Origin of the sequence: Uliginosibacterium sp. 31-16 (assembly GCF_030730865.1) — a bacterium.
Classification (GTDB): domain Bacteria; phylum Pseudomonadota; class Gammaproteobacteria; order Burkholderiales; family Rhodocyclaceae; genus Uliginosibacterium.
In genome coordinates this window covers 172,131-189,724 of sequence record NZ_JAVALZ010000004.1, presented here as the reverse complement: position 1 = coordinate 189,724, position 17,594 = coordinate 172,131, and the positions used below count along the sequence as shown (strand labels likewise).

At 60.6% G+C, this 17,594-nt stretch carries 13 protein-coding genes; 9 read left to right on the top strand and 4 right to left on the bottom strand.

Annotated features, from left to right (window positions below):
- Nucleotides 1–321 precede the first annotated feature (321 nt).
- The 4 genes from aceE (at nt 322) to Q9Q94_RS15880 (ending at nt 7,944) form a co-directional block, all read left to right on the top strand.
- On the top strand, nt 322–2,994 hold the full coding sequence (gene aceE, locus Q9Q94_RS15895; protein WP_305981101.1) for a pyruvate dehydrogenase (acetyl-transferring), homodimeric type: 2,673 nt from the start codon (nt 322–324) through the stop codon (nt 2,992–2,994).
- Nucleotides 2,995–3,077: 83 nt separating this feature from the next.
- The gene (aceF, locus tag Q9Q94_RS15890) at nt 3,078–4,733 is read left to right on the top strand and encodes a dihydrolipoyllysine-residue acetyltransferase (protein WP_305981100.1); all 1,656 of its coding nucleotides are present in this window, start codon (nt 3,078–3,080) and stop codon (nt 4,731–4,733) included.
- A 15-nt stretch (nt 4,734–4,748) separates the two neighbouring features.
- Entirely contained in the window at nt 4,749–6,527 is a 1,779-nt protein-coding gene (gene lpdA / locus Q9Q94_RS15885) for a dihydrolipoyl dehydrogenase (protein WP_305981099.1), read from the top strand.
- A 241-nt stretch (nt 6,528–6,768) separates the two neighbouring features.
- A complete protein-coding gene (locus tag Q9Q94_RS15880; RefSeq protein ID WP_371929871.1) occupies nt 6,769–7,944 on the top strand; it encodes an acetyl-CoA C-acetyltransferase in 1,176 nt (391 codons plus the stop codon).
- Between the two features lie 53 nt (nt 7,945–7,997).
- Here Q9Q94_RS15880 and Q9Q94_RS15875 read toward each other — a convergent pair whose 3' ends face one another.
- The gene (locus Q9Q94_RS15875) at nt 7,998–8,333 is read right to left on the bottom strand and encodes a YidB family protein (RefSeq protein ID WP_371929868.1); all 336 of its coding nucleotides are present in this window, start codon (nt 8,331–8,333) and stop codon (nt 7,998–8,000) included.
- Between the two features lie 183 nt (nt 8,334–8,516).
- Here Q9Q94_RS15875 and rpiA point away from each other — a divergent pair, with 183 nt between their 5' ends.
- Nucleotides 8,517–9,179: a ribose-5-phosphate isomerase RpiA gene (gene rpiA, locus Q9Q94_RS15870; RefSeq protein ID WP_305981096.1), complete on the top strand. Its 663-nt coding sequence runs from the start codon at nt 8,517–8,519 to the stop codon at nt 9,177–9,179.
- Between the two features lie 63 nt (nt 9,180–9,242).
- Nucleotides 9,243–9,950, top strand: a complete 708-nt coding sequence (gene phoU / locus Q9Q94_RS15865; RefSeq protein WP_305981095.1) for a phosphate signaling complex protein PhoU — start codon at nt 9,243–9,245, stop codon at nt 9,948–9,950.
- Nucleotides 9,951–10,110: 160 nt separating this feature from the next.
- Here phoU and Q9Q94_RS15860 read toward each other — a convergent pair whose 3' ends face one another.
- The gene (locus Q9Q94_RS15860; protein WP_305981094.1) at nt 10,111–10,608 is read right to left on the bottom strand and encodes a dihydrofolate reductase; all 498 of its coding nucleotides are present in this window, start codon (nt 10,606–10,608) and stop codon (nt 10,111–10,113) included.
- Complete coding sequence (locus Q9Q94_RS15855) at nt 10,608–11,402, bottom strand: thymidylate synthase (protein ID WP_305981093.1); 795 nt, start codon at nt 11,400–11,402, stop codon at nt 10,608–10,610. Before Q9Q94_RS15855 ends, Q9Q94_RS15860 begins: the two co-directional genes overlap by 1 nt.
- Before the next feature lie 141 nt (nt 11,403–11,543).
- Here Q9Q94_RS15855 and Q9Q94_RS15850 point away from each other — a divergent pair, with 141 nt between their 5' ends.
- From Q9Q94_RS15850 to tilS, 3 genes are all read left to right on the top strand, one after another.
- Entirely contained in the window at nt 11,544–13,016 is a 1,473-nt protein-coding gene (locus Q9Q94_RS15850; protein ID WP_305981092.1) for a hypothetical protein, read from the top strand.
- Between the two features lie 128 nt (nt 13,017–13,144).
- Nucleotides 13,145–14,110, top strand: coding sequence for an acetyl-CoA carboxylase carboxyltransferase subunit alpha (locus tag Q9Q94_RS15845; RefSeq protein ID WP_305981091.1), 966 nt, complete (start codon nt 13,145–13,147; stop codon nt 14,108–14,110).
- A gap of 99 nt (nt 14,111–14,209) precedes the next feature.
- Entirely contained in the window at nt 14,210–15,514 is a 1,305-nt protein-coding gene (tilS, locus tag Q9Q94_RS15840; protein WP_305981090.1) for a tRNA lysidine(34) synthetase TilS, read from the top strand.
- On the opposite strand, the gene Q9Q94_RS15835 is transcribed toward tilS, so the two are convergent.
- The gene (locus Q9Q94_RS15835) at nt 15,504–17,474 is read right to left on the bottom strand and encodes a PAS domain-containing sensor histidine kinase (RefSeq protein ID WP_305981089.1); all 1,971 of its coding nucleotides are present in this window, start codon (nt 17,472–17,474) and stop codon (nt 15,504–15,506) included. The genes tilS and Q9Q94_RS15835 overlap by 11 nt on opposite strands.
- Between the last annotated feature and the right edge of the window lie 120 nt (nt 17,475–17,594).

Sequence of the window (17,594 nt, the reverse complement as noted above, 5' to 3'; positions counted from 1 at the left end):
GTCATAATGCTGCGCCGCAACATTATGATTGCTCAAGGTTTTTTATGGGCGGCTCATGAAATTTGATGGAGGCTTGTCATTGCGTAGAGAGGGTCGTTCTTTTATATTGTGAAATCGACGGATCTTGTGGGTTTGTCCGGTTTTCAGGCGTATTCGGGCAAGTCCATATGTGCATCCGGGGGACGGCAGACGTCCCACAAGCTCGCAGAGCAGGGGGCCTTCGGGCGCTTTTTTCGCATGCGGGCAAGTCGACAAAAAAGCTAGCTCCCCCGGTTCCTCCGATTGGGGTGAGTCCATGAACCCCTGGTGAGGAGAGAAACAATGGCAGTTGTGCCCCATGTCCTTTTGCAGTCCGATGCGGATCAGCAGGAGACGCAGGAATGGTTGGAAGCGCTCGATGCAGTCGTTGCGCACGAAGGTCCGGATCGCGCCCGTTATCTGATTGAACGCCTGATCGAGGATCTGCGCGATGGCGGCGTGGTTGTTCCTTACAGCGCCAATACTCCTTATCTCAACACCATTTCCACCTCTGATCAGCCCAACTATCCGGGCGATCCCGAGTTGGAACTGCGCATTCAGGCGTATCTTCGCTGGAATGCCATCGCCATGGTGGTGCGTGCCAACAAGCACACCAATGTGGGTGGTCACATTGCCTCCTATGCTTCCAGCGCGACCCTTTACGACGTGGGCTTCAACTGGTTCTGGAAAGCGCCGACCGATACGCAGGAAGGCGATCTGATCTTCTTCCAGGGCCACTCGATTCCCGGGATCTATGCGCGCGCCTTCCTGTTGGGGCGTCTGACTGAAGAGCAACTCGACAATTTCCGCCAGGAAACCTCGGGCAAGGGGCTTTCGTCCTATCCGCACCCCTGGCTGATGCCGAACTTCTGGCAATTCCCGACCGTGTCGATGGGCCTTGGCCCGCTGCAGGCGATCTATCAGGCCCGCTTCATGCGCTACCTGAATGATCGCGGCATCTCGGATACGACCAACCGCAAGGTATGGGCCTTCATGGGCGACGGCGAGATGGATGAGGTCGAGTCGCGTGGTGCGCTCGGCCTCGCTTCGCGCGAGAAGCTCGACAACCTGATCTTCGTGATCAACTGTAACCTGCAGCGTCTGGATGGTCCGGTGCGTGGCAACGGCAAGATCGTTCAGGAGCTTGAAGCCGAGTTCCGTGGCGCTGGCTGGAATGTCGTCAAGCTGATGTGGGGCTCCAACTGGGATGCCCTGTTTGCCCGCGACACCAAGGGCCTGCTCAAGAAGCGCATGCTCGAAGTGGTCGACGGCGAATACCAGACCTACAAGTCGAAGAATGGCACCTGGGTGCGCGAGCATTTCTTCAGCACACCGGAGCTCAAAGAGCTCGTTGCGGACTGGACTGACGACGATATCTGGAAGCTCAATCGTGGCGGCCATGACATGTTCAAGGTCTTCGCAGCGTACAAGCAAGCGGTTGAAACCGTTGGCAAGCCGACCCTGATTCTGGCGCACACCGTCAAGGGCTTCGGTATGGGTGAATCGGGCGAAGCCCAGAACACCAGCCACCAGCAGAAGAAGATGACGCTGGACTCCCTGAAGGCGTTCCGCGATCGCTTCCATATTCCGGTTGCTGACGACAAGCTTGAAGAGATGCCCTTCATCAAGTTCGAGGAAGGCTCGCCGGAACTGAACTACATGCGCCAGCGCCGCATGGATCTGGGCGGCTATCTGCCCAGCCGTCGCCGCACCGCCGCCAAGCTGGATGTGCCCGCGCTGTCGGCGTTTGAAGCCCAGCTGAAGGCTTCGGGTGAAGGTCGTGAAATTTCCACGACCATGGCCATCGTGCGCATGTTCAATACCATCCTCAAGGACAAGAACATTGGCAAGAATGTGGTGCCAATCGTTGTCGATGAGTCGCGCACTTTCGGCATGGAAGGCATGTTCCGTCAGTACGGCATCTGGAATCAGGAAGGCCAGAAATACATTCCGCAGGATCATGACCAGCTCATGTTCTACAAGGAGACCAAGGACGGTCAGGTGATGCAGGATGGCATCAACGAAGCCGGCGCCATGGCTGACTGGATTGCTTCGGCCACCGCCTATTCGGCGCATGGCGTGCAGATGATTCCGTTCTACATCTTCTATTCGATGTTCGGTCTGCAGCGCACCATGGACCTGTGCTGGGCCGCCGGCGACTCGCGCGCACGTGGCTTCCTGATCGGTGGTACGGCTGGCCGTACCACGCTGAACGGTGAAGGCCTGCAGCACGAAGATGGTCATAGCCACGTGCTGGCTCATACCATCCCGAACTGTGTGAGCTATGACCCGACTTTTGCCTACGAAGTCGCGGTGATCTTCCAGGACGGCCTGCGCCGCATGTTTGCCGAGCAGGAAGACGTGTACTACTACCTGACGGTGATGAACGAGAACTACGAGCATCCGGCCATGCCGGAAGGCGCGGAGGCCGACATCATCAAGGGCCTGTACAAGTTCCGCGATGGCGCCAAGAGCAAGGGCGCGCGCGTCCAGCTGATGGGCTCCGGCACGATCTTCCGTGAAGTGATCGCCGCCGCCGACCTGCTCAAGGCCGATTGGGGTGTCGAGGCCGACATCTGGGGCGCGCCGAGCTTCAACGAGCTGGCCCGTGATGGTCAGGACGTGACTCGCTGGAACATGCTCCATCCGCTGGATGACAAGCGCGTTTCGCACGTCGAGAAGAAACTCAAGGGCAGCGTTGGCCCGCTCGTGGTTGCGACCGACTACATCCGCCTGTATGCCGAGCAGATTCGCCCCTACGTGCCGAACAAGTACGTGGTGCTGGGGACTGATGGCTTCGGTCGTTCGGACACCCGCGAAGCCCTGCGTGACCACTTCGAAGTGGATCGTCGCTGGGTGACCGTGGCTGCCCTGGCGGCACTGGCCGACGACGGCAAGATCGAGCGTGCCAAGGTGGCCGAAGCGATTGCCAAGTACGGCATTGACGTCAATAAGCCGAATCCCCTGTTTGCCTGATGAATAGGTGAAGCGCGAGGCGGGAAGGGCGAAGCAGTTTGCCCCTTCCCTCTTCGCTTTTCCTCCTTCCCGCGGAGAAAAGAATGAGTCAACTCATTGAAGTGAAAGTCCCCGATATCGGTGACTTCAAGGATGTGCCGGTTATCGAGGTGTTCGTCAAAGTCGGCGATACGGTCAAGCTGGACGACCCGTTGCTGACCCTGGAGTCGGACAAAGCCACCATGGAAGTGCCGTCCTCGGCCGCCGGCGTGGTCAAGGAAGTCAAGGTCAAGATTGGTGAGCGTGTTGGCGAAGGCGCCGTGGTGGTTGTGCTGGAAGCCGCTGGCGTCGCCGCTGCGCCAGCGCCTGCCCCGGCAGTTGCCGCGCCGGCTCCCGTTGCTGCGCCTGTCGCAGCTGCACCGGTTGCCGCGCCCGCCGCTGTGGGGCGCATCGAACTGAAGGTGCCGGACATCGGTGACTTCAAGGACGTGCCGGTTATCGAGCTCTTCATCAAGGTCGGCGACACCATCGCCGTCGATGCGCCGGTCGCGACCCTGGAGTCCGACAAGGCCACCATGGAAGTGCCGAGTTCGGCTGCCGGCGTGGTCAAGGAAGTGCTGGTCAAGGTCGGGCAGCGCGTGGCCGAAGGTGCCGTGCTGGCGATTCTGGAGGGGGCCGCCACCGCGGCTTCGCCGGCTTCGGTCGCAGCTGCAGCCCCGGCAGCCGCGCCAGTGGCCGCTGTTACGGCAACTGCCGCGCCGACGCCCGCTGCGCCTGCGTCTACGGGCGCCCTGGCTGCAGGCCCTGTGGCGACGGCCTCCGCCGCTCAGTCCCATGCCAGCCCCGGCGTGCGCCGTTTCGCACGCGAACTGGGCGTGGATATCACCAAGGTCGCCGCAACGGGTCCGAAGGGCCGCATCCTGCAGGATGACGTGCAGAACTTCGTCAAGGGCATCCTTGCGCAGGTGTCGTCCGGCGCGTTGGCGCCGGCAGGTTCCGCGCCTGCCGCAGGCTCGGGTGTGGGCGGCCTCAATCTGCTGCCTTGGCCGAAGGTCGACTTCAGCAAGTTCGGCGGCATCGAAACCCAGCCGCTGTCGCGCATCAAGAAAATTTCCGGTGCCAACCTGCACCGCAACTGGGTGGTTATTCCGCACGTCACCAACCACGATGACGCGGACATCACCGAACTGGAAGCCTTCCGCGTGCAGATGAACAAGGAGCTGGAGAAGTCCGGCGCCAAGCTCACCATGCTGGCCTTCATGATCAAGGCAGCCGTGGCGGCGCTGAAGAAATTTCCCGAATTCAATGCCTCGCTCGACGGCGACAATCTGGTGCTGAAGAAATACTTCCACATCGGTTTCGCTGCCGATACCCCGAATGGTCTGGTCGTGCCGGTCATTCGTGATGCCGACAAGAAGGGCGTGATCGAGATTGCCAAGGAAATGGGCGATCTGGCCAAGCTCGCGCGTGACGGCAAGCTCAAACCCGATCAGATGCAGGGCGGTTGTTTCTCCATCAGCTCGCTGGGTGGCATTGGCGGCGTGTACTTCACGCCGATCATCAATGCGCCGGAAGTGGCGATCATGGGCGTGTGCAAATCACAAATCCGCCCGGTGTGGGACGGTAAGCAGTTCGCGCCGCGCCTGATGCTGCCGCTGTCGCTGTCTTGGGATCACCGCGTGATCGACGGCGCCGCCGCCGCACGTTTCAATGCTTACTTCGCCGGCGTGCTGCAAGATTTCCGCCGTGTGCTGCTCTGAGGCGAGGACTGAACGATGAGCCAATTGATTGAAGTGAAAGTCCCCGATATCGGGGATTTCAAGGACATTCCCATTATCGAGCTGTTCGTCAAACCGGGTGACACCGTCAGTGCCGAAGACAGCCTTGCAACCCTGGAGTCTGACAAGGCCACGCTCGATGTGCCTTCGCCGGCCGCTGGCGTGGTGAAGTCGGTATCGGTGAAGGTCGGTGATCGCGTTTCCGAAGGCAGCGTGCTGCTGATGCTGGATGCCATCTCTGGCGGCGCAGCGGCTGAAGCGCCGAAGCCCGCTGCTGCGGCACCCGCTCCCGCGGCCGCCTCAGCTGCTCCAGTGGCGGCTGGCAGTTTTACCGGCAAGGCGGACATCGAGTGTGAAATGCTCGTGCTTGGCGCCGGTCCTGGCGGCTATTCAGCTGCTTTCCGCTCCGCTGATCTGGGCATGCAGACCGTGCTGGTCGAACGTTATGCAACGCTGGGCGGCGTGTGTCTGAATGTCGGTTGCATTCCGTCCAAAGCTTTGTTGCACGTCGCTTCGGTGCTCGAAGAAGCCTCCCATTTCTCGGATGTGGGCGTGTCCTTCGGCGAGACCAAGGTTGACCTGAATCGTCTGCGTGCGCACAAGGAAAAGGTCATCGGCAAGCTGACCGGTGGCTTGTCCGGCATGGCCAAGGCGCGCAAGGTCGAAGTCGTGCGCGGTTATGGCAATTTCATCGACGCGAACCACGTGGAAGTCAGCGTAACGGCCGGTGAAGGCCAGGACGCGACGGGCGAGAAGAAAGTCATCAAGTTCCAGAAGTGCATCATTGCCGCCGGTTCCTCGGTGGTGAAGCTGCCCTTCATTCCGGAAGATCCGCGCATCGTGGACTCCACCGGTGCGCTGGAACTGCGCTCGGTTCCGAAGCGCATGCTGGTCATCGGTGGCGGCATCATTGGTCTGGAAATGGCGACCGTTTATTCGGCCCTCGGTGCGCGCATCGACGTGGTCGAAATGGGCGATGGCCTGATGCCGGGCGCTGACCGCGATCTCGTCAAGGTGTGGGAGAAACAGAACCTGCATCGCTTCGACAAGATCATGCTCAAGACCCGCACCGTGGGCGTGACCTGCCGTCCGGATGGCGTGCTGGTCAAGTTCGACGGTGATCAGGCGCCGGCTGACGAACAGAAGTACGACATGGTGCTGGTGGCCGTGGGGCGCAGCCCGAACGGCAAGAAAATCTCGGCCGAAAAAGCTGGCGTGCTCGTTACGGACCGTGGCTTCATCCAGGTCGACAAGCAGCAGCGCACCAACGTCTCGCACATTTTCGCCATCGGTGACATCGTGGGTCAGCCCATGTTGGCACACAAGGGCGTGCACGAGGCGCATGTGGCGGCCGAAGTTGCGGCAGGGCAGAAGTCCTACTTCGACGCCTCGGTGATTCCGGGCGTGGCCTACACCGAGCCGGAAGTAGCCTGGGTGGGCGTGACCGAAATCGAAGCCAAGGCAACCGGTCGCAAGATCGGCGTCGGCAAGTTCCCGTGGGCCGCTTCGGGCCGCGCAATTGCCAACGGCTGTGACTACGGTTTCACCAAGCTGATTTTCGATGAGGAGACCCATCGCATCATCGGTGGCGGCATCGTTGGTCCGAATGCTGGCGACATGATCGGTGAAATCACCCTGGCGATTGAAATGGGTTGCGATCCGGTGGATATCGGCAAGACCATCCACCCGCACCCGACATTGGGTGAATCGATCGGCATGGCGGCAGAGGTGTTCGAAGGCGCGTGCACGGATCTGCCTCCGCAGAAAAAGAAGTAAGCCAACCAGGCTGTTTTGCTGTCTGGAAAAGGGCTGCCTGCGGGCGGCCCTTTTTTTCGTACCTCATGCCTGGTGAACACACCCTAGGGGGTAGGTTCAGAACGGGCGCAATACTGGCGCAGTAGTATTTGCGCACAGACCGCAAGAGCAGGGATGCATGGGCCTTGTGCGTGGCAGAGAGTCGCCCGGCAAAAGAATCGGCAGCGCAACCAGATGGTTTTCAACCTTTCAGGAGTTCATGATGGACAAGATTGTGATCGTGGCGGCAGTGCGTACAGCGGTCGGTAAATTTGGCGGTTCGCTGGCGAAGGTTCCTGCGGCTGAACTCGGGGCGACGGTGATTCGTGCTTTACTGGCCAGGACGGGAGTCGCTCCGGACCAGATCAGCGATGTGATTCTTGGCCAGGTATTGACTGCCGGGCTGGGTCAGAATCCTGCGCGTCAGGCGGTGATCCGTGCCGGCCTGCCGGAAACCGTGCCCGCCATGACCATCAACAAGGTGTGTGGTTCTGGCCTGAAGGCGGTGATGCTGGCGGCACAGGCGATTCAGTGTGGTGACGCGGAAATCGTCATCGCTGGTGGACAGGAGAACATGTCGGCCAGCCCGCACGTGCTGAATGGTTCGCGCGATGGCTTTCGCATGGGCGATGCCAAACTTGTCGACACCATGGTCAATGATGGTTTGTGGGATATTTATAACAACTATCACATGGGTGTGACGGCGGAAAATCTCGCCAAAAAATACGCGATATCACGCGAAGAGCAGGATGTCTTTTCGGTCGGCTCGCAGAACAAGGCCGAGGCTGCGCAGAAATCCGGTCGTTTCAAGGATGAGATCGTGCCGGTGGTGATCCCCAGCAAGAAGGGTGATACGGTTTTCGATACTGATGAGTTCATCAAGCCCGGTGCAACTCTTGAGCAGATGGCGGCGTTGCGCCCGGCGTTTGACAAAGCCGGGACCGTAACAGCAGGGAATGCTTCCGGCATCAATGATGGTGCTGCTGCCGTGATGCTGATGAGTGAGGCCAAAGCGCGAGAAATGGGGTTGCCGGTTCTGGCGACGATCAAATCCTTTGCTTCTGCTGCGGTGGACCCCGCCATCATGGGGATTGGTCCGGCGCCCGCGACGCGCCTGGCTTTGAAAAAGGCTGGCTGGACTGCCGAGGATCTGGATCTTGTAGAAGGCAATGAGGCATTTGCCTCGCAGGCGCTCGCGGTCAACAAGGAGCTGGGTTGGGACGTCAGCAAGATCAATGTCAATGGTGGTGCAATCGCCATCGGTCATCCGATCGGTGCTTCGGGATGTCGCATTCTGGTGACGCTGTTGCACGAAATGCAGAAGCGTGATGCCAGGAAGGGGCTTGCGACTCTGTGTATTGGAGGCGGGATGGGGGTTGCGCTGACGGTTGAGCGCTGATGTGGATGTAATGAAAAGCGCGAACTTTGGTTCGCGCTTTTCATGTGTCTGCCTCAGGTCTTGTTGTTCAAAAAGCTGCCCAGAACAGAACCGAGCAAATCGCCAGCGTTTGCGGTATTGCCATTGGGCGTTAGCTGATCAATCAGTTGAGGCAGCATCTGGGCAAGACCACTGGAAGCCTGTTCATCTGAAATACCGAATTGGCTGGCCAGCTGTGTCAGGGTGCCTTGGCCCAGTGCGTCGGCGAGCTGCCCGCCATTGACCGCCTGATTATGCCCGGTGCCGACCCAGGACGCAGCTTGTTCGGCGAGCCCCCCTTGTTGCAGCTTGGCGATCAGTCCATCCAGTCCTCCCTGGCTTTCGAGCAGGTTGGCTGCGATCTGCATCAAGGGGGGGCTGCTGTTTGCCTGGCTGCTGCTGCCCAGTGAATTGAGGACTTGTCCTGCGAGTTGGTCAAAAAGGCCCATTTTTAGATCTCCATTTCCTGTTTAGGCAGGAAAACCAAGCGAGAGCGCTGCAATCCGACAGGCTCCACTACAATGCACGGCATACCGACTGCGTGTACCTGAATCATGGACCAAAACTCATTGAAACAATTGGTGGCTGACGCTGCACTGAAGTACGTACCCGAAGGAGAAATTATTGGTGTCGGCACCGGATCGACCGCAAATTTCTTCATTGATGGTCTGGCTGGCATGCGCGACCGGATCAAGGGGGCGGTGGCCAGCTCCGAAGCGAGTGCCGCCCGTCTGTTGGCGCATGGCATCCCGTTGTTCGATCTGAATGACGTTGAAAGTCTGCCCGTGTATGTGGATGGCGCTGATGAAGTGGATGCCGGTTTTGCCATGATCAAAGGGGGAGGGGCCGCCCTGACCCGTGAGAAAATCGTGGCTGCCGTGGCCCGGAAATTTGTCTGTATTGCCGATGGCTCCAAGAAGGTGGCCGTACTGGGCAAGTTTCCCTTGCCCGTAGAGGTCATTCCCTTGGCGCGTGCGCAGGTGTCGCGTGCGCTGGCTGCGCTGGGGGGGCGTCCCGTCTGGCGGGAAGGCGTGTTGACGGATAACGGCAACATCATTCTGGACGTACATGATCTGGCAATTGCAGAGCCGGTACGACTGGAGGCCGAGATCAATCAGATCGTTGGCGTTGTGACCAACGGGCTGTTTGCCAGAAGGCCGGCCGATATCCTGCTTCTGGGAACGGCTGGCGGCGTGCTGACATTTGAGCGGAATTGAAATACGGTTGTCACACGACGGCGCGATGATGCCGGGTGCTGCTTGAAAGAATCGGAGATTGACATGAGTGAACATACCGTACGCCAGTACGACGTCGAGCTGGATGACATGCGTACCCGTGTTCTGCAGATGGGTGGATATGTAGAGCAGCAGGTGGTCAAGGCGATGGAAGGGTTGCTGGAGGGGGATGCAGCCTTGATCGAGCGTGTGATTGACAATGACAAACGGGTCAACGCGCTGGAGGTCGAGCTGGATGAGGCGTGTGCCCAGATCATTGCCCGGCGTCAGCCTGCAGCCAAGGATTTGCGTTCAATCATCAGCGTCTCAAAGGCGGTGAACGATCTTGAGCGCATTGGCGACGAAGCCAAGAAGATTGCCAAGGTTGCGCGGTCGTTGCATCAGAATGAGCCTGCAGGGCGCCCGCGGGTGCAGCTCAAGCACTTGGGGAGTCTGGCGGTCGACCAGTTGCGCAAGGCTCTGGATGGGTTGGCCAGGCTGGATGTTGATGCGGCGGCTGAAGTGGTGAAGGAAGATCGCGAACTCGACAGCGAGTTCAAGGCCGTGATGCGGCAATTGATCACCTACATGATGGAAGACCCGCGGACCATTTCGCGCGGGATCGACATTCTGTTTGCCGCCAAGGCGCTGGAGCGGATTGGCGACCACGCCAAGAATATCGCCGAATACACCATCTTCCTGGTGCGCGGTCGTGATGTGCGCCACATCGGAGTGAGTGAAGTGATGAAGGAAGTCGGCTACCCGGAAAGCTGAAGCGAGGCGGGGCTCGATAAAAAGGCGGCGTTTGCCGCCTTTTTCATGCCTGTCTGCAAAGGCGCGTGCATGCTTGCTCTCCAGGCGGCATGGCTGGAGGCCCGCGTGTAGCGCCGTTCTTCAGGCAGGCTGGCTGGAGAGATACGCCCTATGCGGGTCTTCAGCGCTCTCGCCGGTACTCAACCACATCAAACGGATATTGATTGGTTTCAGATGCCGCGAAATGTTCGCGGCTGGTTTCGCGGAAACGTGTCGGGTCGAAATCCGGGAAATGCGCATCACCTGCGATTTCGGCGTTGATCTCGCTGATCCACAGCACGTCGGCGCGCTTGAGCGCCTCTGTGTAGATCTGCGCACCGCCGATGATGAAGACGCGCTCGGCGCCCTTGCAAGCGGCGAGCGCAGCATCCAGTGAAGGCACCACGGCTGCCCCCTCGGCACGGTAATCCGGCTGCCGGCTGATGACCACGTGCGGTCGGCCAGGCAGTATCCCCGGGAGAGATTCCCAGGTCTTGCGGCCCATGATGATCGGGCAGCCCAGCGTGCGCCGCTTGAATTGCAGCAGATCGTCGCGCAGGCGCCAGGGCAGGGTGTTGTCGCGACCGATCACGCCATTGCGGGCCCGGGCGACAATGATCGCTACTTCCGGAGATGTCATCAAACGGCGACCTTTGCTGCGATGTGCGGGTGCGGGTCGTAGCCTTCCAGTGTGAAGTCCTCGAAGCGGAAGGCGAACAGATCCTTCACCTCCGGGTTGATCTTCAGTGTGGGCAGAGGGCGCGGTTCGCGAGTGAGCTGCAGGCGAGCCTGGTCCAGATGGTTCGAATACAGATGTGCGTCGCCGAGGGTGTGCACGAAATCGCCGGGTTCATAGCCGCAGACCTGGGCGACCATCAGGGTAAGCAATGCGTAGCTGGCGATATTGAAAGGCACGCCGAGGAAAATGTCGGCACTGCGCTGGTAGAGCTGGCAGGAAAGTCGACCGTTCGCTACATAAAACTGGAACAAGGCATGGCACGGCGGCAGAGCCATGCGGTCCACGTCGGCAGGGTTCCACGCGCTGACCAGATGGCGACGGGAATCCGGATTTTTCCTGAGCCCCTCTACCAACTGGCTGATCTGGTCTATTACCCGTCCATCCGGGGCTTCCCAGCGGCGCCATTGTTTGCCGTATACAGGCCCCAGTTCTCCATTCTCGTCAGCCCACTCATTCCAGATTGAAACGCCGTTTTCCTTGAGATAGCCAATGTTGGTGTCGCCCTGCAGGAACCACAGCAATTCATGAATGATCGATTTTTGATGCAGTTTCTTGGTCGTCAGCATGGGAAAGCCGTCCGCCAGATTGAAGCGCATCTGCCAGCCGAAAACCGAGCGGGTGCCGGTGCCGGTGCGATCGGTCTTGTCGTGTCCGTATTCGAGCACGTGCTGCATCAGGTCTAGGTATTGGCGCATGGAACACCTTCAGGTTGGAGGTGCAATTCTAGCCTTTTACCGTGGGGTTCCGGGACCTGCTTCCGTTTGTCGAAGGGTGATTGGTTTTTTTGCTGGAGTCATTAGAATTTGATATATCTAACAAAATCGCGAGGCCTGTCCGTGCGTCCCCAAGCCGCCCAGAATCATCCCCTGTCAGAGAGGCATGCGCTGGAGCGGGTTGTTGCTGACCTGTCGCGCTGTGCTCCTGATGAGGCGATTGGCGAGATCGCGCCATGGATCGACTCACTGATCGGGAATGGCGAGCTTGATTTTGTCGAGAGGTGCCGTCTGCTGTTTGCGCTTGACGAGGCCTCACAGCGCCCTGCCCGATATTGTGTGGATCTGTACCTGAAGGCCTGCGCCTCCTCGTCACTTGAGCGGCGACGCTTGTGGGGAATTGCCCACGGGTACTGGGCGATGGTGCTGGATGCCTACGGCGAACTGCTGATCGCGCAGGCGGCTGAGCGCGAAATAGCCGATAGCGGCTTTGTTGCCCAGTTGTCCGTGCGCGCGATGCGCGCGGCCTCCAGCCGGGCGAAGTGGGATGCCTTTCGCCACGGTCCGATTGACGATGCCGTCTGGGCGCGTCTGAATCTGGCCTATCGCCTGGCGGTGCGGGCGGGTGTTGCCGAATTGCCCGTGCGTCTGCGGCCCGATCGCGAGGCGACGTCGACCGTCAAGTGCGAGTATCTGCGTGCAATTGCGTTGCATAGTGTCGGGCTGGATCAGCTGGACGCAGAGCGTCTGGAGCTTGCGTCGCGACTGGTGCACTACGTGCTGCCAAGGCTTGAGCTGAGTAATGCTCCTGCTGCGACAACCCTGTACTGGATCGATGCGGCGCATTCCCTGCCACCTGCGCGTCTGGTGCAGGCACCCCGGCATGCTGCGCTGCCCCGATTCTTCGGAGGCGTCCTGGCGGCCAAGGCCTTGCAGGAGCTCCTGGAACTGGCTTCTGTCGGGAATCTCCCGGCCGGCTTCGCGTTGCTGCACGACGCCGAGGGCAGCAATCTGGTCAGCGTGCTTTCGCACATGATCCGGTTGTGGTCAAGCGAGGCGCCGGTGCGGCGTCATCGCCGTCACCGCATGCCCGGGCGCTTGCTGGTGGTGGAGGGGATGGAGCGTCTGCTGACGCGACTGGACGGAGAGAATGGTGCTCCCATGCTGCGCGACTGGGCCGTGCGTGACGCGAGCCTGCAAGGTGTCGGTGCCGATGCCCCAAACGGCGATATCGATGGCGTGGAGGTGGGCAGCCTGATCGGTATGCATTCACCAGATGGCGACCGCTGGCGCATTGGTGCCGTGCGCCGGCTGTGGCGCTCCAGCAAGGGGGAGAGCCAGATCGGCATTGAATTGCTGGGGGATACCCCCGTGAGTGTGTTGGCCGATGATGGCGTCAGTCGCATGCGTGTTGTCCTGCTTGATCCGCTCAGGCGCGGGATGCCGGTTCGCCTGATTCTGCCCTTGTCGGCCCGGTGCAGCGATCGGCCCTTGTATCTGCTGGACCAGCACAAGGCACTCAAGCTGGTGCCTTTGCCTGGGCGTGAATTTGGTCTGGATCACGAGATCCGTACCTATCTGCTGGCCGCGGCCTGAGACGCTCCGTACGCCTGCGTATTTTCTTGTGTGCTTCAAGCGCTTGATCTGCAAGGAGTATTTCGCAGGCTTCGACTGCCCGCTGATCGGGTACAATGCTCCACCATTTTTGATTCAGCCGACTTCACGTGAAGACAACTTTTCTCGACTTCGAGCAGCCGATAGCCGATCTGGAAACCAAGATTGAGGAACTCCGCTTTGTGCAGGACGACTCCGCTGTGGATATTTCCGAAGAGATCTCGCGGCTGGAGGTCAAGCGACAAGCGCTGACCAAAGACATCTACGCCAAGCTCACGCCCTGGCAGATTGCTCAGGTGGCGCGCCATCCGCAGCGTCCCTACACCTTTGATTACGTTGAACACATGTTCACGGATTTTGAAGAGTTGCATGGCGATCGTTCCTTTGCGGATGACAAGGCAATCGTTGGCGGTCTGGCCCGTTTCAATGGGCAGAGCTGCATGGTCATCGGTCACCAGAAGGGCCGCGATACCAAGGAAAAGATCCTGCGCAATTTCGGCATGCCGCGGCCTGAAGGTTATCGCAAGGCGCTGCGCATGATGAAGCTGGCCGAGAAGTTCGGTATCCCGGTGTTCACCTTTGTGGATACGCCCGGGGCGTATCCAGGCATTGACGCCGAGGAGCGCGGTCAATCCGAAGCCATCGGACACAATCTCTATGCGATGGCGGAACTGCGTGTGCCCATCATCACGACCGTGATCGGTGAGGGCGGCTCCGGCGGCGCCTTGGCGATTGCCGTGGCGGATCAGGTCCACATGCTGCAATTTTCGACCTATTCAGTGATCTCGCCGGAAGGCTGTGCTTCCATTCTGTGGAAGAGCGCCGACAAGGCCCCCGAGGCGGCCGAGATCATGGGGATCACCGCTGCACGCCTTAAATCTCTGGGGCTGATTGACAAGGTGGTCAATGAGCCCGTGGGTGGTGCGCATCGCGACTATCGCGCCATGGCCGTGTCGCTCAAGCGCGTTCTGCAGGATTCTCTGCGCCAGTTCTCGGATCTTTCGCCGCAGGAACTGACCGAAAAACGCTTTGAGCGCCTGCTCTCCTACGGCAAGTTCAAGGAAGTTGCGGCCTGACCACGCGACCGGGTGCGCTGTGAAGCAGTGCTTTGCGGGGATGTTTTCGCTCCGTAGTGGCTGACGCCTGTCTGGCCTGTGATTGCAAGGACATTGCTCATGGTGTGCCCGGATTTGCTTGGGCGGCTTCGCCCCGCGTTTCGCGACTGCGCAAACCAGCGTCTGTGTGTTGCCTATAGCGGCGGCCTTGATTCCACGGTTCTGCTCCATCTGCTGGCCCGCCTTGCGTCCGAGGCGGGCTTTTCGCTTTCTGCAGCACACGTTCATCATGGCTTGAGTGTTCATGCCGATGCGTGGGCGGCTCACTGCGAGCAAGCCTGTGTGCAACTGGGTGTGCCGCTGCAGATCTGCCGGGTTGTGGTGAGGCTGGATGGCAAGGGGCTGGAGGCTGCAGCACGCACGGCGCGCCATGCGGCGCTGGCGCAGCTGGAGGCCGACTGGATCATGCTGGCCCACCACGCCGACGATCAGGCGGAAACCCTGTTGCACCGGCTGATTCGAGGTAGTGGAGTGGCCGGTGCGGCAGCCATGCGCGAGCAGGATGCCGCGCGCCGTTTGTGGCGTCCGCTGCTGGCGGCGACGCGTGCCGAGCTGCTGGCGTGGGCGCAGACGCACGATCTGAAGTGGGTGGAAGACGACAGCAATGTTGACGAAGGGCTGACCCGCAACTTTCTCCGTCACCGCATTCTTGCGCCGCTCACCGAGCGCTTCCCCGAGGCTTCGGCCAATCTGCGACGGGCCACGCAACACTTTGCGGAGGCTGCAGATCTGCTGCAGGAACTGGCGCTGGCGGATGCGGCAGCCGTGCGTCTGGGCGAGGCGGGGGCGCGGTGTCGGCTGAAAGCCTTGTCGGCGGCGCGGGAGCGCAATCTGCTGCGTTACTGGATTGCGCAGGCGGGGGAAATGGCGCCAGGGACTGTTCGACTGGAGTCGCTCCGTCAGGCGATGGATGGCGAAAGTGCGGTGCGCTGGCTGCACGGGGCATTGGCCGTGTGTGCTTACCGCGACCGCTTGTGGCTGGAGGCTGCGGAGTGCTCACGCCCTGAAGTCGTGGAGTGGCGTGGCGAGGCTGCACTGCCCTGGGGGGATGGTTTTTTGTTCTTTACTCCGTCGTCCGGGAGAGCGGCTCTGCGCCTTGATCCTGGCGATGCCTGCCTGCAGATCAAGTTGCGACGCGGTGGAGAGCGCATGCGCCTCGAAGAAGGCCGCCCGACGCGGCTCTTCAAGCAGTTGTGTCAGGAGAATGCGATTCCGCCCTGGTGGCGCAGTCAGCTCCCGCTGCTGTGGCAAGGCGATGAGCTGATCTGGATTGGCGGTGTTGGTGCTGCTGCCGGGCGACGTGCTGCGGCGGGCGAGACAGGCTGGCAGATCGAGTGGTGTGGTCCGGACGGACTCAGGCGCTGACTTCTTCTTCGCCAACCGGCAACTGGAGGTAGAAGGTGGTGCCGCCATGGGGGCCGGGCTCAAACCACAGGCGGCCGTTGTGCTGCTCGGCGATCGAGCGGCAGATCTTCAGGCCCATGCCCATGCCTTCGGGTTTGGTTGTGAAGAAGGAGTCGAACAGGCGGCCGGCGATTTCCGGCGAAATCCCGGCGCCGTGATCATTCACGGACAGGCGCACGCCGTCGCCATGCGCTTCGCTGGTGACGCGCAACACCCGCTGACTTTCCGGGGTGTGCTTCATGGCGTCCATGCCGTTGCGCAGCAGGTTCACCATGACCTGCTCGATCATTGTCCGGTCGCCCATGATGGCCGGCAGGTCCATGCCCAGCTCGATCTGCAGGCGGACCTTGCGGCGCAGGGTTTCCGTCTCGAGCAGGCCGGTGGCTTCAAGGACCGCTGCGTTCACATCCATGCGCTCGCGGCGCGATTCGCTGCGGCGTACGAAACCATAGATTCGATGGATGATGCGTCCGGCGCGCTGCCCCTGGTGATTGATCTTGCCGAGTACGTCGGTGAATTGTTTCTCGTCGTAGCGCCCCGCCTTGAGTGCGTTCAGGCAGCCCGCGCTGTAGCTGGTGATGGCGGAGAGCGGCTGGTTCAGCTCATGGGCCAGGGTGGAGGCCATTTCGCCCATGGTGACCAGCCGTGCAGTGGCTTCCAGCTGTTCCTGCTGATCGCGGGCCAGCGCTTCGGCCCGCTTGCGCTCGGTGATGTCGAGGACGGAGCCCATCCAGCCGGCGTGACGGCCGTCGGCATCGATCAGCGGGGCCTCATAGATCAGGACGTCGAAAATCTCCCCGCTCTTGCGCTGGTAGCGCATCTCAACCGCCGGGGTGTTGGTCAGGCCGTCTCGATCAGTCCGGGCGGGTTCTGACTCACCATCTGGCCAGAATGGCATGGGCGGGCGCAAGCCGATGAGCTCATCGCTGTTCCAGCCCACCATGCGGCAAAACGCCGCATTAACGTAGGTGATGCGCCCTTGCAAGTCACGTGCGCGCAGGCCGATGAGGGTCGAATTCTCCATGGCCAGGCGGAAGGCGTGTTCGCTGCGCAATGCGGTTTCGGTGTCCTGCAGGCGCAGGACGCGATTGCGCAGCATCCACAGGCTCCAGGTAATGATCAGGGTAAAACCCACCAGCACCATGACCACGATGGCAGGCATGACGCGGGTGGTAGCCCGATAGGCATTCACACGGATGCCAAGGCCGCCCATGCGTTCAAAAGTGACGCCAAAGGCCTGGGCGTCGTTGAGGGCCCCGGCCTGGGTGGTGCTGGCAATTTCCAGTCCGCCGGCGTCAGTGAAAGAAAGGCGGTAGCGTTCGGCAAACCACCAGGGGACATGGGAGCTGATCACGCGCGGCAAGGAGAAAACCCCCACGGCGTAGCCATTGAAGTCGTTTGCGCCAAAAACGGGCATGACGACCTCGATCGCGTATGTGCCATCCGGCTGCAGGAAGGGGTGCGTGTAGGCTGGCCGGTTCAGGGTGCGAGCACGCAGCACACCGATCGGATGGTCTTCTGCCAGTTTGACCGGCGCTGCGCTGGCAGGCAGGGTGCTGAGCATCGTGCCTTCCGAATTGAGCCAGAGCAGTGCGCTCAGGCCGGAGTTGCCTTGCAGGAGGGCTCTGACCTTGTCCTGGGCTTGCTCCGAGTGCAGTTCGCCACCGCCGCCAAATTCGTTGCCGATCTGCGCCAGCTGGTTTTCCGTGCTTTCAAACTGATAGCGCAGATTCTGCTCCATCCACAGCGAATCGCTGACCAGCGCGGCGCGACGTTCATCCCGTTCCTGGCTGAGCCCGAACCACACGAAGAAGCTGACGATGGCGATCAGGGCGGTGATCGCCAGCAAAGGCAGGCGCCAGAACCAGACGCCGGTGCGTGGGAACAGGGAAATCAGTGGGTGCGGGATGCGCTCGGCCATGTTGGCAATGGTAGCGCGAGACGGGACTCAGGGGTTTTGCAATGAAGCTGCCGGGATGCTGGCGCTACTGATAAAATAAGAAGCTTTTCACAAAAACATCATTTCAACCACCCCGTTACC